Origin of the sequence: Azohydromonas lata (assembly GCF_034427735.1) — a bacterium.
In the GTDB taxonomy this organism is placed as follows: Bacteria; Pseudomonadota; Gammaproteobacteria; order Burkholderiales; family Burkholderiaceae_C; genus Azohydromonas; species Azohydromonas lata.
Window position 1 is genome coordinate 1 of record NZ_JAXOJX010000089.1, and the last position, 26,692, is coordinate 26,692.

Sequence of the window (26,692 nt, forward strand, 5' to 3'; positions counted from 1 at the left end):
ACCGCGCTGGCGGCCGCCCTGCCCGCGGACGATGGCGGCGCCGAGCGCGCCGGCACGCCTTCGCCGGCCGCGCTGCAGCAGGCCCGCGCCGTGGCCACGCGGCTGGAGGCGCTGCTGGCCGAGGACGACTTCAGCAGCACGCAGCTCTTTCGGGAGCACGAGGCGCTGCTGAGCGCAGCGCTTGGGCCGCGCATGCAGACGCTGGCAAGGCAGCTCGACAACTTCGATTTCGGCCCCGCGCTGGCCACGCTGCGCCAGGCGCTGGGCGCTGCGCCCGCCTGAGCGGCCCGCCGGCGCGGTGGAGGCGGCCCGCCGTCGGCTCAGCGACCACGCCCGCCTTGCGCTTGCGGCACGAGAGGGCTGGGCTTGAACTTTTCGGTGCCCGCTGCCGCCGGGAGGCGCTGGCGCAGCGGCCGTGGTTGATGAGCAGCACCGCGACCATCCCTGTCACGGCCGGGTCGGCGGGCTGGAAGGATGTCGTTGTCGATGCGGGTCCGCGGCCAGCGGGCGCTGCATTTGCGCGCCGCCGTCCATCACCTCGCCTTCGCCCACGCGGCAGCGGCAGGTGCCGCAGCGCCCGGCCGTGCAGCTGTAGGACGGGGGCAGCTGGTGCTCGCGCAGCACTTCCAGCAGGTTGGTGCCGAGCTGGACGTCAAGCCGCGCTGCAGAGGTTGAACGAGGACTTCCATGGCAGTGCGGTAGTGGCACGAAGCGATGGCGTGCATGCTCCAAGTTTGCCTACATTCAGCCAATGGATTGGACTGAATACACTGCATCACCAAAATCAATGAAGAGGCGGCGATGGAGCTGGAAGAGATCGACCTGAACCTGCTGATCGTCTTCAACCAGTTGCTGGTCGAGAAACGGGTGTCCAGGGTGGCGGAGAACCTGGGCTTGACCCAGCCCGCGGTGAGCAATGCGCTGGCGAGGCTGCGCAAGTTGCTGGGCGATGACTTGTTCACGCGCACGCCCAAAGGGATGGAGCCCACGCCCTACGCCGAGCAGTTGGCCGAGTCGGTGAGCTACGCGCTGGGCATGATCCGCAGTGCGCTCAACCAGAAGAGCGGCTTCGACCCAGCCACCGCGCGGCGGGCTTTCACCATAGGCATGAACGACATCGGCGAGATCTGGTTCCTGCCGCGGCTGGTGGCGGCGCTCATGCAGGCCGCGCCCAACGTCACCATCAGCACCGTGCGCAATGCGTCGGTGAACCTCAAGGACGAGATGGAAGCGGCCAAGGTGGACCTGGCCGTGGGCCTGCTGCCGCAACTCAAGGCCGGGTTCTTCCAGCGCCGCATCCTGCAGACGCGCTACGTCTGCCTGATGCGCAAGGGCCACCAACTCGACAAGCGGCGCATCACGCTGCAGGAGTTCTGCGCGGCCGAGCACGTGGCGGTGATTGCGCAAGGCACGGGGCACGGCCTGGCCGACGAGGTGATGCAGCGCAGCGGGGTGCAGCGCCGGGTGCGGCTGACCGTGCCGCACTTCACGGCCGTGGCCCACATCGTCCAGAACACCGACCTGCTGGCCACCGTGCCCGAGACGCTTGCGCAGCGCATCGCCGCGCCCTTTGGCCTGTCCTACGCGGCGCATCCCGTGGAGATGCCCGTGCCGTCCATCAACCTGTTCTGGCACGCCCGCATGCACAAGGACCCGGCCAACGTGTGGCTGCGCAACTTCATCGTCGAACTGTTCGCCGCATGAGCCCGCCGGGCCTGCCGCGGCGCGGCGCGGCCTTTACTTGTAGGCGATGGCCGCGCTGCCCGGCCCGGCCAGCGGCAGCACCTCGGTGCGCCTGAAGCCGACCTGCCGCGCCCAGCGGCTGAAGTCGGCGCCCGTGTAGTCGAAGGCGTCGCCGAACTCGATGAGCATGTTCAGCGACATCAGCAGGCCGAAGGCGTTGTGGCGGCGCTCGTCGTCTATGAGGTTGTCCACCGCGATGAGGCAGCCCCCCGGCGGCAGGGCCGCCCAAGCCCTGCGCATGAGCTGCAGCTTCCTCTCCAGGTTCCAGTCGTGCAGGATCATGCCCATGGTGATGACGTCGGCCTGCGGGAAGGGATCGTTGAAGAAGTCAAAGGGTTGCGCCTGCACCCTGTCGGACATGCCGCGCTCGGCGATCTTGCGCCGCGCGATGTCCGTGACCTTGGGCAGGTCCAGCGACGTGCAGTACAGGTGCGGGTGGCGCGCCGCCACCAGGCAGGCGAGCTGGCCCGTGGCGCCGCCCACGTCGGCCAGCGTCAGGTAGGGGCTGAAGTCGAACTTCTCGGCCAGCAGCGTGAAGTTGCCGGCCGAGATGCCGCTCATCGCGGCCATGAACTGCTCCAGCCGCGCCGGGTCCTCGTACAGCTTGGCGAACAGCGGCTCGCCCGTGTGCTTGATCTCGTTTTGCGGCTGCCCCGTGCGCAGCGCCTGGGTGAGGTCGCCCCAGAAGCGGTAGAGCCTGTCGTTGGCCATCTCCAGCATGCCGCCCATGTAGGCCGGCGAGCGGCGGTCGAGGAAGTGCTGCGTCTCGGCCGTGTTGCTGTAGCAGGCCCGCGCGCCCTGCCCCTCGCGCTGCAGGAAGCCCAGCGCCAGCAGCGTGTCGAAGAAGTCCGGGACGGCGCGCTGGTGCAGGCCCAGCCGCACGCGCAGTTGCTCGCCGGTGAGCGGCCCCTCGGCCAGCACCGTGAACACGCCCAGCTCCACGGCGGAGAGCAGGGCCTTGGAGCCCCAGAAGGCGGCGCCGGTCTGCAGGATGCGGTCGGGGGAAAGCGAAGCGGTCATGCGTGGATCTCCTGGCGGTCGTGAGCGGGTGGGAGGCCGCTGTCGAAGCGGCGTCGCAGTGCGGCTGCAACGGGAGCGCAGTGTCCGCAGGCCAGGGCCCTGGCGCATCGTTCCGGGGGGTGGACAGGACATCCCCCGCAAGGTGGAACGCGCGGCGGGACGGGCTCAGCGCGGAGCGAACCCCATCACGACCCGGGCTGGCCTATCCACTTGTCCACCACCGGCGGCTGCCAGGCGGCCAGGGCATCGAGCAGCCGCGCGGGGTCGGACTCGATCACGACCATGTCGCGGTGCTCGGCCTTCATGAAGCCCTCGGCCACCGCGCGGTCCAGCATGGCGCGCAGCGGCTCGTAGTAGCCATTGACGTTGAGCACGCCGCAGGCTTTCACGTGCTCGCCCAACTGCGTGAGCGTGGCGGCTTCGAACAACTCCTCGAAGGTGCCCAGGCCGCCGGGCAGGGCCACGAAGGCGTCGGCCAGCTCGCCCATGCGCGTCTTGCGCTCGCGCATGGTGGGCACGAGCTCGTGCGCCGAGAGCTTGCCGTGCAGGTGGCCCCGCGCGTGCAGCTTGTGCGTGATCACGCCCGTGGCCGAGCCGCCGGCGGCCAGCACCGCGTCGGCCACCACGCCCATGAGGCCCTTGGTGGTGCCGCCATAGACCAGCCGCAGGCCCCGCGCGGCCATCTCCCGCCCAAGGGCCGCGGCGGCCTCGGCATAGGCCGGCGACGCGCCGAAGTTGGAACCGCAAAACACCGCCACGCCACGCATCGTCGACACCTTCCGCCTTCAAGAAACCGGGGTTGTAACCCGGCGCGCGGCACGCGGGCTCAGAACGCCCGCTGCGCCGCTGCGGGCGGCGTCCACTGGTAGGTCCAGGTCTCGGTGAGCGGGCGGCCCTGGTAGCGCAGGAACAGGCGCAGCTCTATGGGCTCCACCGAGTCGTCCATGGGGCGCAGGTCGAACATGGCGCGCCAGCCGCGCAGGGCGTTGAGCGGGCGGGCGGACGTGATCTCCACCTGGCCGCGCGAAGCCCAGATCACCGGCTCCACCTGCGCGTTGCCGCTGAGCAGGCTGAAGTCGCCGCCGGCAAAGTCCACGGCAAAGCGCTGCGAGAAATAGCTGCGCTTTTGCCCCACCACGCCGCCCAGGCCCGTGCGCGTGGCCACGGCCTGCGCCAGGCGCGGCATCGCGGGCGGCTGCGCGCCCCAGTGCAATTGGTAGCTGAACAGCCGCTCCTCGCCCGGCACCAGCGGCTGCGCGGGGTTCCAGAAGGCGACGATGTTGTCGTTGGTTTCGTCGTCGGTGGGCAGCTCCACCAGGTTGATGGCGCCCTTGCCCCAGCCCGCCCTGGGCGTCACCCACAGGCTGGGCCGCTTCTCGTAGAAGACGCCGTCGTCCTGGTAGTGGTCGAAGTCGCGGTCGCGCTGCAGCAGGCCGAAGCCGCGCGGGTTCTCGTCGGTGAAGGCCGAGAAGCGCAGCGAGGCGGGGTTGGTGAGCGGGCGCCACAGCCACTCGCCCTGCCCGCTCCAGACGGCCAGGCCGTCGGAGTCGTGCACCTCGGGACGCCAGTCGTTGGCCACCCGGCGGTCGTTCTCGCCGTACTGGAACATGCTGGTCAGCGGCGCGATGCCCAGCCGCTCCACGGCCTTGCGCGGGTACAGCGCCGCGTCCACGTCCATCACCAGCGTGTTGCCGGGACGGATGTCGAAGCGGTAGGCGCCGGCCACGCTGGGCGAGTCCATGAGGGCGTAGACCGTCATCACGTCACTGCCCGCGGCCGGGCGCTCGAACCAGAAGTCGGTGAAGCTGGGGAACTCCTCGGCGCGCCCCAGGCCGGTGTCCACCGCCAGGCCGCGCGCCGACAGGCCGTACTGGCGCTCCCCGCCCACGGCGCGGAAGTAGCTCGCGCCCAGGAAGGCCGCCACGTCGCTGCGCCAGTCGGTATGGAAATCCACCCGGAAGCCGGCAAAGCCCAGGTTGGCCGGCAGCTTTACGTTGCGCAGGCCACTCTTGCCGTAGTCGAACATCTCCGGGTCGTAGGCGAGCTGGCGCGCCTGGCCGCCGACCACCTCGTGCATGCGCACGGCCGACTTGAAGAACAGGCCCAGGTGGAAGAACTTCAGCCGGAAATTGCTGTCGGCGTCATTCGCCCACAAGGCGTGGTCGTCGCGGTACTGGATGGCTTGGTACTGGTCCCAGTCCAGCGCGGCGACCTCGCGCGGCAGGTTCTCGGCGGGCGCCTTGTACGCCGCGGCGGCCTTGGTGCGCGCCAGGCCCTTGAGCCAGGCGTAATCGAAGGGCTGGGCCGGCGTGAGCGTGGAGGCCGCGGCCGCCGCGGGTGTGGCCGCCGCAGCCGTCTTGGGCGCGGCGGCCTCGGCCGCAAAGGCGCGGTGCAGCGGGATTCCGAACGCGGCGAGCGCTGCGGCGGCGCGGGCGAATTGGCGTCTATGCATCGGCTGAAGTGTTCTCCGTCAGAGCGCCTTCACGCAGGCGCCCAGGTTCGAGGGACAGTCGCTGTTCAAGCCGCCGGAGCCGTCGCGGGGGAAGGCTTCCGACTGGAACATCCGCAGCACCTGGTTGTAGGGCATCAAGGGGCGGATGAGCGTGCGGCTCCAGAACAGGTAGTTCGCGTGCAGCCGATTTTGGGCGAAGGCGTGCAACTCCTTCACGCTCGGGGGTGAATGTGGGCCGTTGTGCGAGCGGGCGAAGTAGTTCTCAGGCTGCACCGACGGGCCGATGGGCACCTTGCCGCGGGCGCGGTCGTAGAGCGGGTAGGTGACGCGGTTGAGGTCGTGGTCGTTGAGGAAGGTGTCCGGCCCGCCCACGCCCACCGAGGAGCGGATCATGTTCTCCACCAGGCCCGGCATGTAGGGCGCGGGGAAGTTGACGAACTGCAGCACCACGGTGTTGGGGAAGGCGCGGCGCGTGGCCGTGTCCACCTGCGCGAGGTTGTCGAAGAAGGCGTCGGTCTGCTTGCGCGACAGCGGCTGCAGCGTGCGGCCCATGGCCGTCTCGTTGAAGGCCACGCCCTCCACCGAGTTGTTTGCGTTGTAGCGCCGGCCCAGCGCCGTGGTCAGCGCGATGAGGCGGTCGCGCACCTTGCTGTTGTGCAGCGCGGCGTTCTCGCCGTAGGTGTCGCTGGAGCCCAGGGTGGACTTGGCGTTGATGCGGATCTTGTAGGCGCCGCCGTCGTACTCGCCGGTGTGCATGTAGTCCGGCACGGCGCGCACGCCGGCGCGGAAGGCCTTGGTCTCCACCATGATGAAGACGCGCTTGCCGTAGGCGCGGGCGAGCTGGATGTCGCGGTCTATGCCGGAGAACTGGTAGTCGCCCTTGCGCGGCTCCATCTGGCGCCAGTTGTAGCGAAGCAGCAGGCCCTTGACCTGCGGAAAGCGCTGGATTTCCTTGAGCGCCTGGATGACGGAGGCGTCATCGCGGCGGCTCAGGGCGATGTAGTGGCCGGGGTTCCACTTCACGCGCTGGCCGCTGGCCAGGCCGGCCGACAGCGGTTTGGCCTGCTGGCTGGCGAAGAAGGCTTGCGACAGCGCCTCGTCCTCCTGCAGCTCCCAGGGCGCGGGCTCCACGGACATAGCGCCTTCGTCCGCGCTGTCCTCGCCGCCGTCGGCAGCGGCCAGCGAAGCCGTCGCCAGGCTGTCCGACGGCGCCGACGACGACGCCTGCAGCCCCTGGGCGGCTTCGCTCGTGCTCAGCGATGCCGTGGGCTCCATGCCATCGGCGTCACCGCCGCCACCACAGGCCGCCAAAAGGGAGGCCGCACAAAAAATGGAAACGCCCAGAAGCGGGCGATATTGAATGCTGCGCATCCGGTATTCACTTGCTGTAAATGCAGCGGATGGTTGAACGCTGGGCTGCATATACCAGCCCAGGCCGCCGTGGCGGCACCGGTGAAAGTACCGGCACACAAATCCGCATATTCAAGACAGGATGGAGACATACACCCCACCCGCGAGCCGCGGACTTTAAGCGCGCTTCACCGAAAAACTGGCGCGTACGAAAACTTGCATAATCGCCAATGGTGAAAAATGGTTTGATCAGGTTAACCGTGTCAGTTTTTTTGCGTGAAATTGCTTCAATGTTTCAGCGCATACACGAAACAGAATAACCGTGGGGATGGCGGGTTATATTGGTGTACAGAGGCAAACAATCCGCCAACGCATTCATTTTCAAACAATTCAGTGGCGACTTATTCTAGTAATTAAAGCTTTTGACAAATATCCAACACAAATACTCGATACAGCATGAACGCGGAGCGTGCAGCCCAGCTTGGGAGCCGCCAGGCCTGCAGGGGGCACAGGGAGCTTACGGGGGCCCTGTGCCTCCCTTCAGGCCGCCTGTGCCTGCGTGCCCTCGCGCTGGCGCACGAGGTAGATGTGCTGGCGCAGCACCAGCGCCGAGAGGTGCTTACCCACGTCCGGCAGCCCGGCGGCGCGCAGCTCGGCCGCGGCGGCCTGGGCGCGGCGGTCTTCCCGGGGCAGGAACAGCACCTGCGCCTGCGCGTGGGGCTGCGGCATGGGTTTCCACAAATAAGGCGCGCGCAGGCGGCGCAGCGCGTCGTGCAGCCCGGCAATGGCCTGCGGGTCGCGCATGGACAAGGCGAACAGCTCGAAATCCCGGCGCAGCCCGCTCACGGCCAGCGGTTCCAGCGAGCATTGGCGCAATTCGCCGGCCAGCGGCACGGCCTGCCCAATCTGCCCGGCAATGAAGCGTGCCGCCGCGAATTGCGGCGAGCCGCCGCCGTTGAGCAGGAATATCCGGCCGTCCCACAGCGGCTGCAGAAAATACTCCGCCGGCTTGGGCCGGCGCAGAAACCGCAATTCCTTGTGCGACAGCAGCGCATTGAGACGGGCGCGCGTGATTTCACTCAGGTGTGAGCGGGCGCGAGTTTGCGCATAAACGTCCAGCGAATCGAATTTCACCAGCTCCGCACGGTTGGCCTGCAGGCCCGCCACGTCGCGGATGTCGCCCCGCCACTGCGGCTGGCGCGTGACGGTGGCCAGGCGCAACAAATCTTGCCGCACCTGGCGCTGGGGTTTGTATTTGAAATTGTGCTGCGTTTTCCAACCCGGCAGCTCGCCGGGCTCATACGCTTCGCCACCGTCGCGCCAGGCATCGCCCCATTCATGCCAGCACGTGATATTTCCAGCGGCCAAGCCTGCCGGCAATATTTCCAACCCGGCGCGCAAAGCCTCGGTTTGCTCCTGCAAGAACCGCCGCAGCGTCACCGGCACGCCCAATTGCTCGCGCACCAGCGTCGTGACCAGTGCCAAACCCCGCTTGAACATGTTCCAATTTCCAAAAGTCAATGGCCCGCACCGAATTCATATCGGTGCGGGCCTGAATTTTCAACAATGAAGCCGCATTACCGCAGCAAGGCCGTCAGCTCACAGTTCACGGTATTGGCCTTGAAAGGGAAACTCAGGTTGGAATTCGTGCTGCGGGATTCGCGGCCGACGTTGCAGCCTGCGGAAACATTACGCGTCGCATTCCAAGTGGCGCCCAGGCTGGCTTGGCGGGTTTTGTCCGTACCGGTGAGGTTTTGAATGCCGCCACCGGCATCCGCCACCGGGTTCACCAGTTTCCGGTTGCTGTAACGCAAATTGGCGTTGACGCTGATCTTGCTGGTTGCAGCCCAGTTACCTTCCAAAATGGCGGTATTGGTGACGCGCGAGGTGGCGGTGGCCACTTCGGTCACGCTGGTGGGCACCAGTCGGTCGGTATCGTCGGCATCGCGCACCAGCGAGGTGGCAAAGCTCAGTTTGCCCGTAGGCTGCCAGCGCCAGCGCAGCATGCCGTTGAAACCGGAGAAATCCCGCCGCGTGGAAAGGTCGTATTTGCGCTGCTCGTAGCCTATGCGGCCGTCCAGGTTGCTTTTGCCGGTCACGGCCCAATCGCCCGTGAACTCTATGCCGTGGCTCTTGTATTTGTCCGGATCGCTCAGCAGGCCGGTGGAAAATCGGGAAAATGGATATTCACCCCGCGCTTCCACGGCCGCCACGCCCAGGGTCAATAAATCGCTGGGCCGGTAGCGCACGCCGGCACGCACGGCCTTGCGGTCGTTGTTGCGAAAACGATAGGCCTCGGCGGAATAATCCGTCTTGCGTGAATTGAAGGCAACGAAGGGCTGCACCTTGCTGCGCAAGTTGCCGCGCTGCGCCGTGGCGGTGAAGGTCCGCTCGGTCTTGATATTGCGCTCACGCAGCACGGTGGTCGCAAAAGGCGAACCGTAGGATGCCAAAGTCCTTTCCGACTCGGCCTTGACCTGCCCGGAAAACTTGTCGACCGTTTCCCAGTCCACGCCGGCGCTGGATTTATGGCCGGTGTTGTCCAATTCCTTGAGCGTGTTGAAACGCTGGCGGCGCACCGTGACGTCAGCAAATATTCGCTGGCGGCCTATGGGTTTGTCTATGCCGGCCAGGACGGAGCCGGTGGTGTAGGAATCGGAGCGCGGGCCCAACTCCTCGGGCAGGCGAAAAACGTTGGAATCCCGGCCACGGCCGACGGCGGCGCCCAAATAATAGGGGCTGGATTCTTCCTGCGCCGGCGCAACGGGCGCCGCCACGGGCGCGTCTTTCTGAGGCACATTGACATACGGTCGGGGCTGCGCCCAACCCATATCGGCCGCCAGCAGCAGCAGGCAGCCGGCCAGCGTCAAATACCTGCCTGGCAAGTGGTCGGTCACGGCGAGTCTCCATCAGCGGAGCCTGGACGCGGGCCGAAATCCCATGCAACTCAACACAGCTCATTTGCCATGTGTGCGTTTGATACATTCCCCCGCGCCGGGCGTTAATTTCAGGAAGGCAAGCCGGATGGTAGGTCATGGCCGAGGCCATCGCCTCCAGGCGTCGCGATTTCGCCACGCCGCCCATTTGGCGGGTTTTACATGGATCAGGAAATGCGCTTGCAAACCAAAATGGTGGCCAAGCTCCAGACAATTCTTGATTCACAAGTAATGTAACGGCGCTTGTGCTTACTTCCGGCCATTCATAAGCGATTTTCCGGCCAGCCTGGATTTCAAAGCGCGTTTGCGGCGAACGCATTGCATGGCCTGCCGCGTCGCCCGGCGCTGCAGGGCCACGCTCAGCCGGCGCCCCGCTTGCTGCCCCGAAAGGCAGCAGCCGTCGCAGCGACGGCACCCGAGGAGTTGTCCATGCGAGCCATCCATCACCCCATGCGCCTGGCCTTGGCGGGCCTGGCCCTGGCCGCCACCGCGCTGGCCCATGCGCAAGGCAGCGGCACCACCGGCGGCGACGGCAGCACGGGAGGCAGCGCCAATCCCAGCGGCAACAGCACGCCCACGGGCCCGGGAGGCACCAGCGGCGGCGCCATCGTGGTGTCGCCCAACGGCGGCTCCGGCTTGGGCGGCGCGGGCGCACCCACCGCGCCGGGCGGGACGGTGCCGCGCAGCGGCAGCAGCGACGGCACGGGCTCCGGCCTGGACGGGCGCGTCGTGGACGGGGCCAACGGCAGCGGCCCGGGACTCAGGCCGCCAGCCGCTGCGCGGCCTTCTACCGGCGCGGGCTCCAGCCAAAGCAGCAGCGCCAGCGGGAGCGCAAGCAGCCCTGGCAGCCCCAGCGGCCAGGGCAGCGGCGGCCCGGCGCGCTGAGCGCCCAGCCGCGCCGCGGCGCCGCCAGCTCAGGCCGCCGCCTCCTCCTGCATGACGGCCACGGCCGGCTCCAGGGCCAGGGCGACGGCCTCGTCCACCCGCTCCAGCCACACGAACTCCAGCTGCGCCCGCGCCTCTTCCGGGATGTCCTCCAGGTCGCGGCGGTTGCGCGCGGGCAGCATCACGGTCTTGATGCCTGCGCGCAGCGCGGCCAGCACCTTTTCCTTGATGCCGCCCACGGGCAGCACCAGGCCGCGCAGGCTGATCTCGCCCGTCATGGCCACGTCGGCGCGCACCGGGCGGCCGCTGAGCAGCGAGGTCAGCGCCACGAACATGGCCACGCCCGCGCTGGGCCCGTCCTTGGGCGTGGCGCCCGCAGGCACGTGCACGTGCACGTCGGCTCGGTCGAGCGCCTCCGCCGCAATGCCCAAGGCCCCCGCGCGGCCCTTCACCAGCGACAGCGCGGCCTGCACGCTTTCCTTCATCACGTCACCCAACTGGCCGGTGAGGATCAAACGGCCGCTGCCCGCCGTGCGCGCCGCCTCGATGAAGAGGATTTCGCCCCCCACCGGCGTCCACGCCAGCCCCGTGGCCACGCCCGGAATGCCCGCGCGCATGGCCACCTCGGGCTCGAACCGCTTGGGGCCCAGCACGGCCGGCAGGTCGGCTGCGTCCACCGTCATCGCCGTCACGCTGCCCTCGGCCACGCGCACCGCCACGTGGCGGCAGACGCTGCCCACCTCGCGCTCCAGGTTGCGCACGCCGGCCTCGCGGGTGTAGTCGGCCACGATGGCGGCCAGTGCCGCGTCGGTGACGCGGCACTGCGCCTCGGTCAGGCCCGCGGCGGCGAGCTGGCGCGGCAGCAGGTAGCGGCGGGCGATCTCCAGCTTCTCCTGGTTGGTGTAGCCCGGAAGCTGTATGACCTCCATGCGGTCGCGCAGCGGGCCGGGAATGGTGTCCAGCATGTTGGCCGTGCACACGAACATCACCTTGGACAGGTCGTAGGGCACGGCCAGGTAGGTGTCCCGGAAGCTGTTGTTCTGCTCCGGGTCCAGCACCTCCAGCAGCGCCGCGGCCGGGTCGCCGTGCACGCCGCCGGCGCCGAGCTTGTCGATCTCGTCCAGCATGATCAGCGTGTGCCGCGTGCCGGCCTTGCGCAGCGCCTGCACGATGTTGCCCGGCAGCGCGCCGATGTAGGTGCGCCGGTGGCCGCGGATCTCCGACTCGTCGTGCACGCCGCCCAGGCTCACGCGCTGGAAGGCGCGCCCCGTGGCCTTGGCGATGCTCTGGCCCAGCGAGGTCTTGCCCACGCCCGGCGGCCCCGCGAAGCACAGGATGGGGCTGCGCCCGTTCGGGTTGAGCTTGTGGACGGCCAGGTGCTCCAGGATGCGGCGCTTGATCTTCTCCAGGCCGAAGTGGTCCGCGTCCAGGATGCGCCGCGCCTCGGGAATGTCTATGCCGGCGGGCTCCGGGTTGCGCCAGGGCAGCTCGGTCAGCCACTCCAGATACGTGCGCACCATGGAGTGCTCGGCCGCGGCCTCGGGCATGCGCTCCAGCCGCTTGAGCTCCTTGCGGGCGGCCTTTTCCACGTCGTCCGGCATGCCGGCCTCGGCGATGGCGGCATCCAGCTCGGCGATCTCGGCGCTGTTCTCGTCGTCCTCGCCCAGCTCCTTCTGGATCACGCGCATCTGCTCGCGCAGCAGGTGCTTGCGGTTGACGTCGCCAAGGGACTCGCGCGTGCGGTCGGCCACGTCGCGCGAGACCTTGAGCACTTCCAGGCGGTGCGTGACGGCGGCAAGCAGCCTGTCCAGCCGCGACTTGAGATCGAAGGTCTCCAGCAGCGACTGCTTCTCCGCCACCGGGATGTCCAGCACGCTGCAGACGGCGTCGGCCAGTTGCGCGGGCTGCTCCAGCGCCTGCAGCGCGGCGCTCATCTCCGCGGGCACCTGCGGCAGCAGTTGCAGCGTCTGCATGGCGCGGTCCTTGAGCGCGCGGGCGCGGCCCTCGATCTCCGGATCACCGCGCGCCGGATCGTCGATGTACTGCACCTGCGCCACCGGGAAGGGCCAGCCCTCCAGGAACTGCAGCACGCGAAAGCGGCGCACGCCGCGGCCCACCAGGTGGTGCGTGCCGTCGGGGGCGGTCAGGTAGCGCATCACGGCCACGCTGGTGCCCACCCAGTGCAGCTCGTCGGGGCGGGGGTCGTCCACGTCGGCCTTGCTCTGCAGCAGCGCGCCCACGGGCTTTTCCTGGCGCACGGCCTCCTGCACGGCAGCCTGCGACAGCGCGCGGCCCACCAGCAGCGGCACGACGGTGTTGGGGAAGACCACGGCGTCGCGCAGGGGCAGCACGATCAGTGCGTCTTCCGGAATGGGTTTCAAAGGCGGCCGCGCCGGGGCGGCCGAAGGCGACGGCGAAGCCGAGGCGGCAGCCCCGGCACCGGTCGCGGAGTCCAGCATCGAAGAGAACAACGGGGCGGACGGCTTGAAGCGTTCCATCGCTTACTCCCTCAAATCTTGATCAGTCGCAGCACCAGGCAGCCATCGGCCAGCTCGGGCTGACCCATCTGGAAATGGCCGGCCGGCAACGCGATGCGCCGCTCGAAGGCGCCATAGGGAATCTCCAAATGCCGCACCGCGTGGCCGGAGGCCGACAGCGGCATGGGGCGCGAGCCGCGCACCAGCAGCGCGGCGCCCTCCTGCGCGACCTGCACGCGCGAGGCCGGCACGCCGGGCATGGCCACGACGATGACGAGCTCGCGCTCGTCCTCGAACACGTCCACCGGTGGCTCCCAGGCCGCGGTGGACGCGCCGCCGCGCGGAGGCTGGAAAAACTGCCGCTGCAGGCGCTCGGCCCGCCCCATCAGCTCGCAGGCCTCGACCCACATCCAGGCATCCAAGTCTTTTCTGCTTGCCATGAATCCTCACGAACAGTGAACTTGCCATCACTTGGGGACAGATACGCCGCAATCAACGCTCCTTGCGCGCAGCCGCTTCGCCCCCATCTGCCCTTCGGGCCCTTCGGGCGATGTCAGGGCGGGAGAAGGCACGGCATTTGCTCTTGGGGCCGGTTTGCATACAGCTCTATTGCAGTGACCAAAGACGTTCGAATCCTGATCCTGGCCGTGGCGCTGCTGGTGGGCATCCTTGCGCTGGACGCTCTCACCCCACTCGGTTACGCCGTGTGGGCGCTCTACTACATCCCGGTGGGCGTGACGCTGTTCCAGTCGCGCCCGGCGGCGCCGCTGGTGGTGGGCGGCGTGGCCATGGTGCTGGGCGTGTTGGGGATATGGATCTCGCCGCCTGGCCAGAATTTCCAGCTTGCCCTGTTCAACCGCTGCCTGAGCGCCGTGATCATGGCCACGGTGGCCGGTGTGGTGTGGCGGGTGCTCAACGTGCGCCAGGAAATCAGCCGGCTGCTGTGGCTGCAGCAGGGCGAGTCGCAGGTGAGCCGCGCCCTGTTGGGCGAGCGCTCCGTGCAGGAGCTGGCGCACTCCGCGGCGCAGGCGCTGGCCAACTTCACCGGCGCGCAGGTGGGCGCGCTCTACTGGCTGGAAGGTGGCGCGCTGCACCGCAGCGGCAGCCACGGCGTGGACGAGGCCACCCTGCCCGCCCAACTGCCGCTGGACCACGGCCTGGCGGCCGGCATGCTGCAAGCCGATGCCCAGCCCCGCGCCGTGGCCGATGTGCCGCCCGGCCACCTCGACATGGCCACCGCTCTGGGCCACAGCGCGCCGCGCCACCTGGTGCTGGCGCCGCTCACCGCCGACGGCCGCTCCTGCGGCCTGGTGGAGCTGGGCTTCATCCGGCGCGAGCCGCCCAATCCCCACGAGCTGGAACTCATGAGCGCCTGCGCCGAGCCCGTGGGCCTGGCGCTGCGCACCGCCATCTACCGCCAGCGCCTGAAGGAGCTGCTGGAGGAAACCCAGCGCCAGAGCGAAGAGCTTCAAACCCAGCAGGAGGAACTTCGCGTCACCAACGAGGAGCTGGAAGAGCACACCCGCGCGCTGCAGGATTCGCAAGCCCGCCTGGAAACCCAGCAGACCGAGCTGGAGCAGACCAACGTGCAACTGGAGGAGCAGACGCAGGCGCTGGAGCGGCAGAAGCAATACCTCGTGCGCGCGCAAACCGACCTCAAGGACTACGCCCGCCGGCTGGAGGAAGCCAGCCGCTACAAGACCGAGTTCCTGGCCAACATGTCGCACGAGCTGCGCACGCCGCTCAACAGCGCGCTCATCCTCACCAAGCTGCTGTCCGAGAACCGCGAGGGCAACCTCACGGCCGAGCAGGTGAAGTACGCGCAAGCCGTGTTCGACGCCAACAACGACCTGCTGGTGCTCATCAACGACATCCTGGACCTCTCCAAGATCGAGGCCGGCCATGCCGACCTCTCGGCCGAACCCATCACGCTGGCCGACCTGCTGGAGCGCAAGCGGATCACTTTCGAGCCCATGACGCGCCAGAAGGGCTTGCGGCTGACGGTGGACATGGCCCCCGGCGCGCCCGCGCAGCTCGTGGGCGACCGCCAGCGCCTGCAGCAGGTGCTGCGCAACCTCCTGGCCAACGCCGTGAAATTCACCGACCGCGGCGAAGTGGCGCTGCGCGTGGAAGCGGCCGAGGGCGGCACCCGCGTGCGCTTTGCGGTGCGCGACACGGGCATAGGCATCGCGCGCGAGCAACAGGAAGTCATCTTCGAAGCCTTCCGTCAGGCCGACGGCAGCACCAGCCGCAAGTACGGCGGCACGGGCCTGGGCCTTTCCATTGCCCGCGAGCTGGCGCGGCGCATGGGCGGCGACATCACGCTGCAAAGCGAGCCTGGCCGCGGCAGCACTTTCACGCTGGAACTGCCCGTGGACATGAGCGCGCAGGCCGCGGCGCTGGCGCAGGCGGCCATCGCCACGGCGGCCGCGCCGCCGGCGCCCTCGCCCGCTCCAGCGCAAGCCAGGAAGCCCGCCGCGCAGTCACCAGCGCCCACGCCTGTGCCCGCTCCCGCGCCGGTACAGGCAGCGGCCAGCGTGGCGCCAACGGCCACGGCTGCGCAAGGCGACACGGCGGTGGCCGCGGCACTGGACGATCGTCTGCAGCGCAACCACCCCGGGCGCTTGATCCTCATCGTGGAGGACGAGCCGGACGTCGCGCAGGCCATGCTGAAACTGGTGCACGAGCAGGCGTTCGACGGCGTGATCGCGCCCACCGCCGCCGACGCGCTGCGCCTGGCGCACGAGCTGCAGCCGCAGGGCATCCTGCTGGACATCATGCTGCCCGACGGCTCGGGGCTGACCGTGCTGGAACAGCTCAAGCGCGACCCGGCCACGCGCCACGTGCCGGTGCACACCGCCTCGGCGCTGGAGCGTGGGCAGACCGCCATGGAGCTGGGCGCCGTGGGCCACCTGCTCAAGCCCGCCACGCGCGAGACGCTGGCGCAGGCCATACACGCCATCGAGCAGCGGCTGCAGCAGCCGCTGCGCCGCCTCCTGATCGTGGAGGACGATGCCACGCTGCGCGCGAGCCTGCAAAAGCTGCTGGCCGATGGCGCGCTGCAGATCACGGCCGTGGGCACCATGGCCGAAGCGCTGCAGGCGCTGCGCGCCACCACGTTCGACTGCATGGTGACGGACCTGGCGCTGCCGGACGGCAGCGGCTACGACCTGCTGGACAGCATGGCGGCCATGCATGACAGGGCCTTCCCGCCCGTCATCGTCTACACCGGCCGCACGCTCACGCGCGACGAGGAGCAGCGGCTGCGGCGCTATTCGAAATCCATCATCGTCAAGGGCGCGCGCTCGCCGGAGCGGCTGCTGGACGAGGTGACCCTCTTCCTGCACAGCGTGGAGTCCGCGCTGCCGCCGGAGCAGCAGCAGATGCTGCGCCGCGCCCTCAAGCGCGACAGCGTGCTCGACGGCCGCCGCGTGCTGCTGGCCGAGGACGATGCGCGCAACATCTTCGCCCTCTCCAGCGTGCTGGAGCCGCTGGGCGTGCGCATGGAGATCGCCCGCAACGGCCGCGAGGCGCTGCAGCGGCTGGAGAGCCAGGACATCGACCTGGTGCTCATGGACATCATGATGCCGGAGATGGACGGCCTGGAGGCCATGCGCAAGATACGCGCACAACCACGCTGGTCCGACCTGCCCATCATCGCCCTCACGGCCAAGGCCATGCCGGAGGACCGCGAGCGCTGCCTGGAGGCCGGCGCCAACGACTACATCGCCAAGCCCATTGACGTGGAGCGGCTCATCTCGCTGTGCCGCGTGTGGTGTCCCAAGTGAGCACGCCAACCATGCCCCCCGACGAGGCGCGCGACGACGCCGCCGACACGGAGCTGTTCGACCTGGAAGTGAAGCTGCTGCTGGAGGCCGTGTACCTGCGCTACCAGCACGACTTCCGCGACTACGCCATCGCCTCCATGCGCCGGCGCATGCGCCAGGCGCTGCAGCATTTCCAGTGCGACAGCCTGTCGCAACTGCAGCACCGGCTGCTGCGCGAGCCGCCGTCCTTCCAGCAGGCGCTGCGCTTCTTCACGGTGCACGTGTCGGAGATGTTCCGCGACCCGCCCTACTGGCGCGCGCTGCGCGAGCAGGTGGTGCCGCTGCTGCGCACCTACGCGTCGCTCAAGGTCTGGGTGGCGGGCTGCAGCAGCGGCGAGGAAGTGTGGTCGCTGTGCGTGATGCTGGCGGAGGAGGCCTTGCTGGATCGCACCATCGTCTACGCCACCGACATAGACCCGGCCGCGCTGCGCCGCGCCGAAACGGGGGTGTTCCCGCTGGAGCGCATGGCCGACTTCAGCCGCAACTACCTCGCCGCGGGCGGCACGGGGTCGCTGTCGGACCACTACACCGCCTCGCCCCACGGCGCGGCGTTCGACCGCGCGCTGCGCCGCCAGGTGGTGTTTGCGGACCACAGCCTGGCCACGGACAGCGTGTTTTCCGAGGTGCACCTCGTCTCCTGCCGCAACGTGCTGATCTACTTCAACCGCGCGCTGCAGGACCGTGCGCTGGGCCTGTTCCGCGAGGCGCTGGTGCGCCGCGGCTTTCTGGGGCTGGGCAACCGGGAGTCGCTGAGCTTCAGCGCCCATGCCGAAGGCTTCGAGCCCTGGTGCCCCGAGCAGCGCATCTACCGCCGCCGCCCATGACGCCGTCCCACGAATTCAACCCCCAGCGCGACGCGGACGCCGTGGTCCTGGGCGCCTCGGCCGGCGGCGTGCAGGCCTTGCAGGCCTTGCTGGGGTCGCTGCCCGCCGGCTTCGCGCCCGCGCTGCTGGTGGTGCTGCACCTCTCGCCCGGACGCGAGAGCCGCCTGGCCGAATTGCTGGGGGCCGGCTGCGCATTGCCGGTGGCCGAGGCCCTGGACAAGCAGCCCGTGCGCGGCGGCACGGTGACGCTGGCGCCGCCGGACTACCACCTGCTGGTGGAGCCGGACCTCACGCTGGCGCTGTCGGTGGACGAGCCGGTGCTGTTTTCCCGGCCCGCCATAGACCCCTTGTTCGAATCGGCGGCCGCCACCTATGGCCCGCGACTGTTGGCCCTGCTGCTCACGGGTGCCAGCAACGACGGCAGCGCGGGCCTGGCCGCCGTGCGCGCCCGCGGCGGCCAGGCCTGGGTGCAGGACCCAAGCAGCGCCAGCGTCCCCACCATGCCCGCCGCGGCGCTGGCCCATGCCGGCGCCGACGCCGTGCTCACCTTAGACGACATGTGCCGCCGCCTGGCGGCCTGCACAAAATGATTGCCATGGAAACCAACAGCTCCACACGCGCAGACGCCGCCACCGCGGCCGACCAACCCGTCAAGCTGCTGGTGGTGGACGACGTGCCGCAGAACCTGCTGGCCATGCAGGCCCTGCTCCAGCAGCCCAGCATGCCCAGCCTGGAGCTGCTCACCGCCTCGTCAGGCGCGCAGGCGCTGGAGCTGCTGCTGGAGCATGACGACGTGGCGCTGGCGCTGCTGGACGTGCAGATGCCGGAGATGGACGGCTTTGCCCTGGCCGAGCTCATGCGAGGCTCCAGCCGCACGCGCGACATCCCCATCATCTTCGTGACCGCCTCGCCCGGCGACCCGGTGCGCCTTTTCCGCGGCTACGAGGCCGGTGCGGTGGACTTTCTGCACAAGCCGCTGGAGCCCCATGTGCTGCTGGGCAAGGTGCGCGTGTTCGTGGAGCTGCACCGCCAGCGCCGGCTGCTGCGCCAGCGCAACGAGGAGCTGGAGCGGCTGTTGAAACTCAACGAGGTGATGATGGCCGTGCTCTCGCACGACCTGCGCACGCCGCTGTCGGCCATCCTCATGAGCGCGGAGGTGCTGCAGCACCTGGCCGGCAGCGACGCCGCGCGCAAGGCCGCCCAGCGCGTCAAGAACAGCGGCCGCCGCATGTCGCAGATGATCGGGCAACTGCTGGACTTCTCCCGCATACGCTCCGGCGCGCTGGCGCTGGACCGCCAGGTGCACGACCTGCGCACCGTGGCCGAGGGCGCCGTGGCCGAGCTGCGCCAGGCCACGCCGGGTGCCACCCTGGACCTCACGGCCGAAGGCGAAATGCACGCCAGCTTCGATGCGGACCGCATGGCCCAGGTGTTCTCCAACCTCGTGGGCAATGCGCTGCAGTACGGCGAGGCCGAGCAACCGGTGCGCGTGCACCTGGACGGCAGCGACGCGCGCACGCTGCGCTTCATCGTCCGCAACGCCGGGCGCCTGGCCGAGGACGCCCTGCCACGGCTGTTCGACCCCTTCAAGGGTGCCCGCGAGGGCGGCGACGGCCTGGGGCTGGGCCTGTACATCGTTCGCCAGTTCGTCGTGGCCCACGGCGGGCGCGTGGAGGGGCGCAACACGGTCGCGGGCGTGGAATTCGAAGTCGTGCTGCCGCGCACCACCCTGGCTGCCAGCGACCGGAACTGAACCTCGTTCGGCCCCTTTGCGCGGCTTGCGACACCCTTCGGACACAAGCCGCGGAACAAACGCACGCGCAGCGCGGGTCAATTGTCAAACCTTTGTGAACTCCGGATACGCCGCTTAACGAAACGCTCAACATGCCGCCAGCACGTCCGTTGATGGGATGTCGAGGCGGAGACATGCATCTTCCGCCGCCTGTGGTGTGAATGGCCATCATCGAGGCGCAGGCCGCCGCGATGGAGCCTCTTGTTCATCTGCCGGCTGCCCTGCATGGCGGCCGGCCCAGCGTTTCGCGGAGTTTTGATGTCCCGTTTTCCCCTCGTTTCGGCCGTGGCAGCCGCCACCGTGCTGGCCGTCAGTGGTTGCGCTCAATTGCAGCCGCCGCAGCCCAAGCCGCTGCAAGCCAACGAGATCCAGTCCCAGCTTCTGCAGGACCGTGAAGCCGTCCAGCGCGACGTGGAGCCGCTGGCGGCCACGCTGACGCTGGACGAGGCCATTGCCCGCGCTCTGAAGTACAACCTGGAACGCCGCGCCCGGCTGCTGGAGCAGGCACTGGCCGCGCAGCAGTTCGATGCCAGCCGCTACGACCTGCTGCCCAAGCTGCTGGCCTCCGCCGGCTACACCGCGCGCGACAGCGACCGCATTTCCCTGAGCACCAACCTCGACGGCGTGCCCACCGGCGCGGCGCCCCAGTTGTCGCAAGAGCGCCGCCACCTCGTGAGCCAGCTCGACCTCAGCTGGAGCCTGCTGGACTTCAGCCTGGCCCAGTACTCCAGCGAGCAGGCCGCCGACCGCGTGCTGGCCGCCGCCGAGCGTCGCCGCAAGGCCACCCATCAACTCGTCCAGGACGTGCGCGTGGCCTTCTGGCGCGTGGCCAGCGCGCAGCGCCTGCAGAGCGACGTGCAGGACAGCCTCAAGCTGGCCGAAGAAGCCCTGGAGGATGCCCGCAAGGCCGAGGCCGAGCGGCTGCGCGCGCCGCTGGAGTCGCTGCGCTACCAACGCCAGCTCACCGAAAACATGCGGCTGCTGGAGTCCATACAGCACGAGCTGGGCACCGCGCGCTTCGAGCTCGCGGCGCTGATCAATGCCCCGGTGATGCAACAGACCACGCTGGCCGTGGACAAGGAGCAGCCCGAGGGCGACCCGCTGGCAATGTCTGCCGAGGCCATGGAGGACATGGCGCTGGCACAGAACCCCGACCTGCGCGAGCAGGTCTACCAGCGCCGCATCGCCGCCACGGAGGCCCGCAAGGTCATCGCCCGCGCCTACCCCAACATCAGCTTCAACGCCGGCCCGCGCTACGACACGGACAAGTATCTGGTCAACAACGGTTGGGCCGAAGCCGGCGTGCAGGTGTCCTACAACGTGTTCAACCTGCTGGCGCTGCCCGCGCAAAAGCGCGCGGCCGAGGCCGGCATCGCGCTGGCCGACCAGCGCCGCCTGGCCTCGCACGTGGCCACCGTGGCCCAGGTGCACGTGGCGCGCGAGCAGTTGGTGGGCGCGCGCCAGCAGTTCGAGCGGGCCGACGCGCTGTGGAAGCTCGACGACAAGATCACCCGCCAGCTCGCCAGCCGCGAGCAGGCCCAGGCCGGCTCCAAGCTCGAACGCGTGGCCGCGCAGACCACCACCATCGTGAGCCTGCTGCGCCGCTACCAGGCGCTGGCCCAGGTGCACGCCGCGCAAAGCAAGCTGCAGGCAACCCTTGGCGTGGACCTGCTGCCCAACAGCACCGACGACATGAGCCTGGCCCGCATCGCCTCCGAGCTGCACACGCAACTCAGCGCGACGCCGACGGCCGCGCAAGCCCGCTGAGCAGCGCCCGTTGCGTTCTCGACCCAGGTTCGCGCCGCGCCAGATGCTCAGGCCCGCAGGACGCGCTCCCTGCGGGCCAAAACCTCATTGATAAAGCCTTTATGAACACTCCGTTCGTTCGACCCGCCCTGGCCGCCACGCTGCTGCTGGGCTCGCTGCTGTCGGCTCAGGCCGACCCGCCCAAGCCGCAGCCGCAATTGCAGCCGGCCAAGGTGGCCGCGCTGGCGCCAGTGTCCTACCCTGCCGCTGCGCCCAGCCCGCTGGAGGCCGCCCCTGAGGTGCGCGCGCAGCTCTCTCCGCGCCGGTTCACCACCGTGGCCGCGGAGATTGGCGCTCGCGTGCAGCGCCTGCCCATGGGCGAGGGCGCGGCCTTCAAAGCCGGGCAATCCCTGGTGAGCTTCGACTGCAGCCTGCAGCAGGCACAGCTTGCGCGCGCCCGCGTGGCGCTGGACGTGGCCACCAAACAGCAAGCCACCCAGACGAGGCTGCTGGAGCTCAACGCCACCGGGCGGCAGGAACTGGAGAACGCCGAAGGTGAAGTCGCCAAGCAGCGCGCCGAGGTGGCACAGATGCAGGTGGTGCTGAGCAAGTGCTCCATCACCGCACCGTTCTCCGGCCGCGTGGCCGAGCAGAAGGTGCGTGAACAACAGTACGTGCAGGCGGGCCAGACGCTGCTGGAGATCATCGACGACAGCGTGCTGGAAGTCGAATTCATCATGCCTTCGCGCTGGCTGTCGCAGGTGCGCACCGGCGCTGCGGTGCAGATCGCCGTGGACGAGACCGGCCGCACCTACCCCGCGCGCGTGCAGCGCATGGGCGCCCGCGTGGACCCTGTAAGCCAGTCCGTGAAGGTGGTGGCCGCCATCGAAGGCCGCCCCGCCGAGCTCATGGCTGGCATGAGCGGCCGCCTGGTGCTGCAACGCACGCCTTGACGCGGCTGGTGCGCCAACGGCGCACACGTCACCAAGAACAGTCGCCCCGATCCCACCGCCTGCTCCGGCTCGCCACTCCATACAACTAGACCGCCGCTGCCCCATGTCCAAGCCTTCCTGGAAAAAGCCCGCATCGCCTCTGCCCCGTGCCTGGGCATTGGAAGCCCGCCTGATGTTCGACGCGGCAGCGGTGGCCGACGTGGTGCAAAAGGTGACCGAGGCACAGCCCTTGGTGGACAAGAAGGCGGTGGCGGAGCCAGCGCCCGCCGCCGAGGCCACGGCGCCTCACGCTCCAGCCGCAGCACACGCGCCGGCGGTGCAGGAAGTGCTTCTGCGATTCCCGGCCGATACCGGCGGCCTCGCCAGCGCCCTGGAAACCGCCGGTGCCCAGGTCAAGCAGTTGCTGACCAATTTCATGGCACAGGAAGGTGCGGTCGAGCAGCTTTTCGCCAGGTTCAATGGCGGCCAGGACAAGGCTTCGGCAGCTTGGGTGGAAGCCGCACAGACGCTGCGCCAGGACATCGCGGAAGGCCGCTACGGCGTGCAGGTGAGCTTCGTGTCCGAGCATGAGCTCGCCGGCACCATGGCTGCCTTCTCGCGCAACGGCCTGACCGGTCAGCCGCTCATCCTGCTCAACCGCGATTGGGCCGCCGAAACCAGTGTCCAGGGCCTCGTGTCGGTACTGCTGGAGGAAGTGGGCCACAGCCTGGACGCCCGCCTCAACGGCACGCGCGACACGCCGGGCGACGAGGGAGAGCGCTTCGCCGCAGCGCTCCTGGGCGGCGATCCCGACCGCGTCGGCGCCGACAACGATCACGCCACGCTGATGCTGGAAGGCCAAAGCCTGGAGTTGGAGCTGGCGAGCTACACCTTCGTCAATGCCTACCGGGTCAACACCGCCACCACGCCGGCCGGCAAGGAGGCGAACTCCCTCGACTTCGTCTTCACCGGGACCCAGGCCAGCGTCCAGATCGACGACAACAACTTCAACAGCCGCAATTTCAGCGGCAACGACGTGTCCGTCGTCGCGCTGAAAATCAACGGTGTGGACTACTACGGCTGGATCAGCCGTCCCATCAAGTCCGGCGGTGTCGTCAAGGGCTTCTATTTCTGGACGGACAACGATTTCACAAGCCTGCAAGCGGCGCAAACCGATGGCAACCAGGACGGCGACGGCAACGTGGCCGACAACGTGGGTTTCGTCCTGGTGGTGGACCAGGCCTACTTCAACAGCTTGGGCGGCACGCAAGTCGCCAATACCCTCAAGAACGTCGGCTCTTCGTCCGACCGGGTGGATTCAGCGCTGAACGCGCTCATCTTGCAAAACAAGAGTCCCACCGCGGTGGCGGATACGGCCAATGCCACCGAGGCCGGCGTTGACACGGGCGGCAACTACAAGGCTGGTGTGGATCCCAGCGGCAACGTGCTGACCAACGACACGGACCCGGACACCACCAACGAGATCAAGCGCGTCGTCGCCGTGGGCACCACGTTGGCCGACCAAGTGATCGGCTATCCGACCACGTCAACCAGTCGCTCGGTCACCGGCCTGTACGGCAGCCTGACGATGGATGCCTCCGGCAACTACAGCTATGTGGTAGACAACTCGAACTCGGCCGTCGAAGCCCTGCGCCAGAGCAGCAACACGCTCAGCGACACGTTCACGTACCGCATGGTGGACAAGGCCGGTGCCGCTTCCACCACCACGTTGAAAATCGTGATCAAGGGCGAGAACGACGCACCGCAAGGCAAGAACGACTACAACACGGCGAAGGAGTCCCTGCGCACCACGAGCGCTTATGCCGCGGACGATCCGCTGGGGTTCCAAGCCACGGGCAACGTGCTCAACAACGACACGGACAAGGACAAGTACGGCGAAACGAAGGCCGTCGCTGCTTTTGAGCTGTCGGGCAGCGCGACCGGATCGTCGCAAGGCACAGCGTCTTTCAACGTCACGATGGATGGCAGCAATGCCAACTCCATCAACCTGACCAATACCTACTACGTCTATCGCTGGAACGGCAGCGCCGCGACGGCGCTCTACGCCAGCGATGGCACGACCCGGATCACCGTTGCAACGAAAACGGGTAACGGCCAGACCGTTTCATTCACGTTCTCAAGCAGCACCAGCCTGCAAAACAGCGACAAGTTTGCGCTGAGCACGAGCTCAGACGCATCCAACCTCGGCTCGTCGGTTTACACCGGCACCGTCAATTCCACGACGAACCCGTCCTCGGCCACCGTTGTGCTGTCGGCACCTCACGGCTCCATTGCCACCGGCATGACCGTGGGCGGCACGGGCCTGGCTACCGCGCCTACCGTCAGTGCGGTCAATTACGACGCCGTCACGAACCAGATTGTCTCCGTGACGCTGAGCAGCCAGGTTGCGATTGCCAATCAGGCGCTGACTTTCCGTTCCACGGGCACCGTCGGCAACACGCTGGTCGGCCAGTACGGCACGTTGCAACTGAAAGCCGACGGCAGCTACACCTATACCCCGACGGCGAACAACCCGAATCTGAACCAGGGCCAATCGGCCGTCGAGACCTTCAATTACACGATGCAGGACGCGGCCACGGTGAGCTCGGCCGCCACGCTTTCCATCACCGTCTTCGGCTCGACCGCATCGGACCCGAATGCCGTGGCCGATACCGTGACCGCCGTCGAGGCGGGTGGAACCAACAACAGCGCAGGCACCAACCCCGTGGGCAGCGGCACCACCGGCGGCGGACCGCTGTCGCTGCTGGCCAACGACACCACGAGCACCACCCTGATTGCCGCCTGGCCGGTCACGACGAATGCCGAAACCAGCGTACCTGCGAGCACGGGTGGCGTCACTGACAGCGGCTACACCACCTACCATGCCAAGGTCACGGGTCTTTACGGCACCCTTTATGTGCGCAGCAACGGCGACTACACCTACGTGGTGGACAACAACAACGCCGACGTCCAGGCGCTGCGCGACAGCAGCCAGACGCTGACGGAGACCTTCAACTACAAGATTCAAAACAACTCGTCGCTGAAGGACGTTTCGACCCTCACCGTCACGATCCAAGGCGCCAACGACGCGCCCGTGGCCAGCGCCGACACGGCAACGGCCACCGAGGCTGGCGGCCTCAACAACGCGTTGTCCGGCTACGATCCCGGCGGCAACGTGCTGGCAAACGACACGGACATTGATGACCTTGCTTCGGAATTGAGCGTGACGGCCATCCGGACCGGGTCCATCGCGGGTGCCGGCACCGCAGGGACGCTGGGCACAGCTTTGCGCGGCAGCTATGGCTGGCTGACCCTCAACGCCGACGGCAGCTGGACCTACACGGTTGACAACACCAATCTCGCAGTCAACCAGTTGAGAGCGACCGATGTGCCGCTTTCGGATGAGTTTCTCTACACCGTGCGGGACCGGGGCGTCGCTGTCAGCGGATTCCAGACGGCCGCTGCCGTTCTGACCATCAAGATTCAGGGTGAGGACGACTGGGCCACCATAGGTCCTGCAACCGACACGAACAACGACGGCTTGCCCGATGCCGCGCAAGGGGCCGTCACTGAGGACCTGAATGTCACCGCGGGTGCCCTGACGGCCGGCGGCACGCTGAGTGTTTCCGACCTCGACGCCGGCCAAGCCAAGTTTTCCACCATCGTTACGCCCATGGCCGATGCGTGGGGCACGCTGACCATCTCCGAGGCCGGGGCCTGGAGCTATTCGGTCGACAATACCCTTGCCGCGCTGCAAGCACTCCAGGCGGGCGAGACCCGCACCGAAACCTTCACGGTTCTCAGCGCTGATGGCTCTGCATTGCAAACCATCACCGTCGTCATCAACGGCGTCAACGACGCGGCCACCATCGACGCCGGCACCAATGGCGTCAACGCCCAGGCCGCGTTGACGGAAGATGCCGACACCGATGCCGTCACGCCGGGCATTCAGCTCACGCGCACGGGCTCGCTGTCCGTCTCGGACACCGACGCGAGCCAGGACAAGTTCTCCACTACTGTCACCGACACCACGGTTGGCGGCGCCTGGGGCACGCTGACCATCAACGCCGCCGGCACCTGGAGCTACACGGTCGACAACAGCCTGGCTGCGCTGCAGGCGCTCAAGCAAGGCGAGACTCACACCGAGACCTTCACCGTCCAAAGCCTGGACGGCACTGCTTCGCAGACCGTCACCATCATCATCACCGGCGTCAACGATGCCGCCACCATCAACGCCGGTACCAACGGTGCCGATGCCCAAGCCGCGCTGACTGAAGACGCCGACACCGACGCCCTCACGCCGGGCATTCAGCTCACGCGCACGGGCTCGCTGGCGGTCTCTGATGCCGACGCCGGCCAGGACAAGTTCTCCACCACTGTCACCGACACCACCAGCGGTGGCGCCTGGGGCGCACTGACCATCAACGCCGCCGGCGCCTGGAACTACGCGGTCGACAACAGCCTGGCCGCGCTGCAAGCGCTCAAGCAAGGTGAAACGCACACCGAGACCTTCACCGTCCAAAGCCTGGACGGCACCGCGACGCAGACCATCACCATCGTCATCACTGGCGTCAACGACGCGGCCACCATCGACGCGGGCACCAACGGCGTCAACGCTCAAGCTGCTCTGACTGAAGATTCCGACACCGATGCCCTCACGCCGGGCATTCAGCTCACGCGCACGGGCTCGCTGACTGTCTCTGACACC

The 26,692-nt window shown here is 68.2% G+C and carries 19 protein-coding genes; 10 read left to right on the top strand and 9 right to left on the bottom strand.

Annotated features, from left to right (window positions below; genetic code table 11):
- The coding region (locus tag SM757_RS30550) for a hypothetical protein (protein ID WP_322468234.1) at nt 1–282 on the top strand (282 nt) is incomplete at its 5' end.
- 165 nt (nt 283–447) lie between these two features.
- On the opposite strand, the gene SM757_RS30555 is transcribed toward SM757_RS30550, so the two are convergent.
- On the bottom strand, nt 448–708 hold the full coding sequence (locus SM757_RS30555; RefSeq protein ID WP_322468235.1) for a 2Fe-2S iron-sulfur cluster-binding protein: 261 nt from the start codon (nt 706–708) through the stop codon (nt 448–450).
- A gap of 93 nt (nt 709–801) precedes the next feature.
- Here SM757_RS30555 and SM757_RS30560 point away from each other — a divergent pair, with 93 nt between their 5' ends.
- Entirely contained in the window at nt 802–1,704 is a 903-nt protein-coding gene (locus tag SM757_RS30560) for a LysR family transcriptional regulator (protein WP_322468236.1), read from the top strand.
- A gap of 33 nt (nt 1,705–1,737) precedes the next feature.
- On the opposite strand, the gene SM757_RS30565 is transcribed toward SM757_RS30560, so the two are convergent.
- The 6 genes from SM757_RS30565 to SM757_RS30590 form a co-directional block, all read right to left on the bottom strand.
- Nucleotides 1,738–2,763: a methyltransferase gene (locus SM757_RS30565; RefSeq protein ID WP_322468237.1), complete on the bottom strand. Its 1,026-nt coding sequence runs from the start codon at nt 2,761–2,763 to the stop codon at nt 1,738–1,740.
- Between the two features lie 185 nt (nt 2,764–2,948).
- Nucleotides 2,949–3,530, bottom strand: coding sequence for an LOG family protein (locus SM757_RS30570; protein ID WP_322468249.1), 582 nt, complete (start codon nt 3,528–3,530; stop codon nt 2,949–2,951).
- Between the two features lie 59 nt (nt 3,531–3,589).
- The gene (locus SM757_RS30575) at nt 3,590–5,215 is read right to left on the bottom strand and encodes a glucan biosynthesis protein (RefSeq protein ID WP_322468238.1); all 1,626 of its coding nucleotides are present in this window, start codon (nt 5,213–5,215) and stop codon (nt 3,590–3,592) included.
- An 18-nt stretch (nt 5,216–5,233) separates the two neighbouring features.
- Nucleotides 5,234–6,490 (bottom strand): beta-galactosidase, encoded by a 1,257-nt coding sequence (locus SM757_RS30580; protein WP_322468239.1) that lies wholly within the window; start codon nt 6,488–6,490, stop codon nt 5,234–5,236.
- Nucleotides 6,491–7,105: 615 nt separating this feature from the next.
- Nucleotides 7,106–8,065: a DUF6685 family protein gene (locus tag SM757_RS30585; protein WP_322468240.1), complete on the bottom strand. Its 960-nt coding sequence runs from the start codon at nt 8,063–8,065 to the stop codon at nt 7,106–7,108.
- A 77-nt stretch (nt 8,066–8,142) separates the two neighbouring features.
- A complete protein-coding gene (locus SM757_RS30590) occupies nt 8,143–9,462 on the bottom strand; it encodes a porin family protein (protein WP_322468241.1) in 1,320 nt (439 codons plus the stop codon).
- Between the two features lie 468 nt (nt 9,463–9,930).
- Between SM757_RS30590 and SM757_RS30595 the strand changes: the two genes are divergently transcribed.
- The gene (locus SM757_RS30595; RefSeq protein ID WP_322468242.1) at nt 9,931–10,386 is read left to right on the top strand and encodes a hypothetical protein; all 456 of its coding nucleotides are present in this window, start codon (nt 9,931–9,933) and stop codon (nt 10,384–10,386) included.
- Nucleotides 10,387–10,415: 29 nt separating this feature from the next.
- On the opposite strand, the gene lon is transcribed toward SM757_RS30595, so the two are convergent.
- Together lon and SM757_RS30605 are read right to left on the bottom strand one after the other, a co-directional pair.
- Nucleotides 10,416–12,884, bottom strand: coding sequence for an endopeptidase La (gene lon / locus SM757_RS30600; protein ID WP_322468243.1), 2,469 nt, complete (start codon nt 12,882–12,884; stop codon nt 10,416–10,418).
- 11 nt (nt 12,885–12,895) lie between these two features.
- A complete protein-coding gene (locus SM757_RS30605) occupies nt 12,896–13,303 on the bottom strand; it encodes an Hsp20/alpha crystallin family protein (RefSeq protein WP_322468244.1) in 408 nt (135 codons plus the stop codon).
- Nucleotides 13,304–13,477: 174 nt separating this feature from the next.
- Here SM757_RS30605 and SM757_RS30610 point away from each other — a divergent pair, with 174 nt between their 5' ends.
- The 7 genes from SM757_RS30610 to SM757_RS30640 all read left to right on the top strand — a co-directional run.
- Nucleotides 13,478–16,651 carry a response regulator gene (locus tag SM757_RS30610; protein ID WP_322468245.1) on the top strand — a complete coding sequence of 1,058 codons (3,174 nt, stop codon included), beginning with the start codon at nt 13,478–13,480 and terminating at the stop codon, nt 16,649–16,651.
- An 11-nt stretch (nt 16,652–16,662) separates the two neighbouring features.
- A complete protein-coding gene (locus SM757_RS30615) occupies nt 16,663–17,514 on the top strand; it encodes a CheR family methyltransferase (protein WP_322468250.1) in 852 nt (283 codons plus the stop codon).
- Entirely contained in the window at nt 17,511–18,104 is a 594-nt protein-coding gene (locus tag SM757_RS30620) for a chemotaxis protein CheB (protein ID WP_322468246.1), read from the top strand. The genes SM757_RS30615 and SM757_RS30620 overlap by 4 nt, the downstream gene beginning before the upstream one ends.
- Before the next feature lie 5 nt (nt 18,105–18,109).
- Complete coding sequence (locus SM757_RS30625) at nt 18,110–19,267, top strand: hybrid sensor histidine kinase/response regulator (RefSeq protein ID WP_066341219.1); 1,158 nt, start codon at nt 18,110–18,112, stop codon at nt 19,265–19,267.
- Between the two features lie 297 nt (nt 19,268–19,564).
- Nucleotides 19,565–21,073: a TolC family protein gene (locus SM757_RS30630; RefSeq protein ID WP_066341210.1), complete on the top strand. Its 1,509-nt coding sequence runs from the start codon at nt 19,565–19,567 to the stop codon at nt 21,071–21,073.
- 101 nt (nt 21,074–21,174) lie between these two features.
- Nucleotides 21,175–22,005 carry an efflux RND transporter periplasmic adaptor subunit gene (locus SM757_RS30635; protein WP_322468247.1) on the top strand — a complete coding sequence of 277 codons (831 nt, stop codon included), beginning with the start codon at nt 21,175–21,177 and terminating at the stop codon, nt 22,003–22,005.
- Nucleotides 22,006–22,108: 103 nt separating this feature from the next.
- On the top strand, nt 22,109–26,692 hold a 4,584-nt coding region (locus SM757_RS30640; RefSeq protein WP_322468248.1), incomplete at its 3' end, for a beta strand repeat-containing protein.

Excerpts from the sequence above, each read along its gene's own strand:
- SM757_RS30560 (WP_322468236.1), top strand. The coding sequence starts at position 802 with ATGGAGCTGGAAGAGATCGACCTGAACCTGCTGATCGTCTTCAACCAG.
- SM757_RS30565 (WP_322468237.1), bottom strand. The coding sequence starts at position 2,763 with ATGACCGCTTCGCTTTCCCCCGACCGCATCCTGCAGACCGGCGCCGCC.
- SM757_RS30570 (WP_322468249.1), bottom strand. The coding sequence starts at position 3,530 with ATGCGTGGCGTGGCGGTGTTTTGCGGTTCCAACTTCGGCGCGTCGCCG.
- SM757_RS30575 (WP_322468238.1), bottom strand. The coding sequence starts at position 5,215 with ATGCATAGACGCCAATTCGCCCGCGCCGCCGCAGCGCTCGCCGCGTTC.
- SM757_RS30580 (WP_322468239.1), bottom strand. The coding sequence starts at position 6,490 with ATGGAGCCCACGGCATCGCTGAGCACGAGCGAAGCCGCCCAGGGGCTG.
- SM757_RS30585 (WP_322468240.1), bottom strand. The coding sequence starts at position 8,065 with ATGTTCAAGCGGGGTTTGGCACTGGTCACGACGCTGGTGCGCGAGCAA.
- SM757_RS30595 (WP_322468242.1), top strand. The coding sequence starts at position 9,931 with ATGCGAGCCATCCATCACCCCATGCGCCTGGCCTTGGCGGGCCTGGCC.
- lon (WP_322468243.1), bottom strand. The coding sequence starts at position 12,884 with ATGGAACGCTTCAAGCCGTCCGCCCCGTTGTTCTCTTCGATGCTGGAC.
- SM757_RS30605 (WP_322468244.1), bottom strand. The coding sequence starts at position 13,303 with ATGGCAAGCAGAAAAGACTTGGATGCCTGGATGTGGGTCGAGGCCTGC.
- SM757_RS30615 (WP_322468250.1), top strand. The coding sequence starts at position 16,663 with ATGCCCCCCGACGAGGCGCGCGACGACGCCGCCGACACGGAGCTGTTC.
- SM757_RS30620 (WP_322468246.1), top strand. The coding sequence starts at position 17,511 with ATGACGCCGTCCCACGAATTCAACCCCCAGCGCGACGCGGACGCCGTG.
- SM757_RS30625 (WP_066341219.1), top strand. The coding sequence starts at position 18,110 with ATGGAAACCAACAGCTCCACACGCGCAGACGCCGCCACCGCGGCCGAC.
- SM757_RS30630 (WP_066341210.1), top strand. The coding sequence starts at position 19,565 with ATGTCCCGTTTTCCCCTCGTTTCGGCCGTGGCAGCCGCCACCGTGCTG.
- SM757_RS30635 (WP_322468247.1), top strand. The coding sequence starts at position 21,175 with ATGAACACTCCGTTCGTTCGACCCGCCCTGGCCGCCACGCTGCTGCTG.